This window comes from Pseudomonas sp. P5_B2, assembly GCF_056400445.1.
Genome location: NZ_JBFULH010000752.1, coordinates 1 through 1,776 on the forward strand (window position 1 = coordinate 1; position 1,776 = coordinate 1,776).

Annotated in this window: 2 protein-coding genes; one reads left to right on the top strand and one right to left on the bottom strand. The window is 55.4% G+C overall.

The features are described 5' to 3' along the window. The first annotated feature begins 359 nt into the window (after positions 1–359). Positions 360–1,265 carry an alkaline phosphatase family protein gene (locus AC1DRJ_RS26345; RefSeq protein WP_477804731.1) on the top strand — a complete coding sequence of 302 codons (906 nt, stop codon included), beginning with the start codon at positions 360–362 and terminating at the stop codon, positions 1,263–1,265. An 85-nt stretch (positions 1,266–1,350) separates the two neighbouring features. On the opposite strand, the gene AC1DRJ_RS26350 is transcribed toward AC1DRJ_RS26345, so the two are convergent. Further along, positions 1,351–1,776 (bottom strand): LysR substrate-binding domain-containing protein (locus tag AC1DRJ_RS26350; protein ID WP_477804732.1); only part of this gene is annotated, 426 nt, incomplete at its 5' end.

Genomic DNA, 1,776 nt, shown 5'->3' on the forward strand with positions numbered 1-1,776 from the left:
GCCAAGACCCAAAGATCGTTTAAGCCTCAAGTACTACATGAATAAACTACTCAAGAAGAAAAACTAAACTACGAAATGCCCAATGAACGATTTCGCCAATCTGTTGGGCATTCTTGGCGCTAACGACTCACAACCCGCTCCAGCGGTCGGCTAGATATCAGCCCGCAGCCGATCAGATAAGATCAAGGAATCACTCGCGGGTGCAGCTCCAGATTCACACCCTCGGAAAAGACAAAATAAAGCGTGATCATCAGGCCACCAACATGAGCACTGCGTAGTTGCTCTTTCTTCTGCGTTCAACTAACCCTATAGGCAGTGAAGAGCGCGCGAGTTGTGTATTTTTTTGGAGGTAGTCAGCTTTGTTTTTCAATACTCTGAATGTCAATCCGCGCTCGGGACTCACGCTGTTGGTAGCGCTGTGCGTGATGAGCCTGCTTGGCTGTTCACGTAGCGACGAGGTAGGCCAATGCATTGCTGCGCCGCAAGTGCCTGAGCGRCAGGTCGTCATCATCGGTATCGACGGCCTGCGTGCCGACGCCGTTAGCCCGGCACTGACGCCCTTCCTGTTCCAGTTGGCTGAGTCCCAGGGGTTGGCATGGGGGAGAGTCGATGTCAGCAACGGCCGTACGCAACAGACTTATTCCGCGCCTGGCTGGATCAGTGTGCTCACCTCAAGCTGGGTAAGCGCACATGGCATTGTTGATAACAGCAGCAAAGGTCCAATCAAAGTTCAAACACTGTTTGAGCGCCTTCACGGCCGCAAGGCCGATAGTCGCAGCATTCTCATGACCTCCTGGCGACCGCTCTACGATTTGGTCGAGGGGCGTCTGAAGGCTTTGCCAGAGATACATCATGCAGCGTTTTTGCGTGAGGACGATGCAGCGGTCGAGCATGAAGTACTGACCACCTGGCGAGCATGCCAGCCCGATCTGGCCTTCATTCATCTCGATGCTGTGGACCAAGCGGGCCACAACGGTGCTTTCGACCCGTCTGATCCGGGCTACGCTGCCGCCGTGCGAGCAACAGACTCGCGCATTCGTCGCCTGTGGGAAAATGCATTTGCGTCACCTTCTGCCCAAGGCGCAATGCCTCAACGTATGGTCGTTTTTGCCAGCGATCACGGAGGAACCGGCAATGGTCACGGCGGCTATTCAGAAGCTGAGCGCTGGGCGCCGTTACTGGCCATACCGCCGTCTGGATATCCTGCAGTGAACATCCGCAACCTGGTTGATATTGGTCACGCTGCGCTGGACTTTGTTCAGTGAGGTTGACCAACGTCGGTACCTACCGCGTTCAAATCAGCTCGATGGCCCACATGGATTTGGATTTCGTCACCGATTTAATAATCACCTATTCCAGCCAGTCAGAATGAACCTGCGCAAAGCGCTCTTGCAGCCATTCAATAAAAACTTGCACCTGCGGCGCCAAGTGCGTCCGACTTGGGTAGAGCACCGACACGGGCCGGGGGGCTGGCCGATAGGGTCTTAGAATTTCCACCAAAGCGCGACTGTCCAAATGCTCGGCCACGGTGATGCCGGGCGCCTGGATTATTCCGAAGCCCGAAACGCCACACTGCACGTACGCATTCGACTCGGTGACGGTGATGCCTGCGTTGCTGACAAACACTCGATCGTGACCCTTGTCCGAGAAGTGCCAAGGCAAAGTCCTGTTGCTCTGACCGGACAAGAAGTTGACGCCCCGATGGGAGTTCAGATCGTCGAGTGTCTTGGGTTCGCCATGCTCGTGCAGATACTCGGGCGCTGCGCACGTCACCAT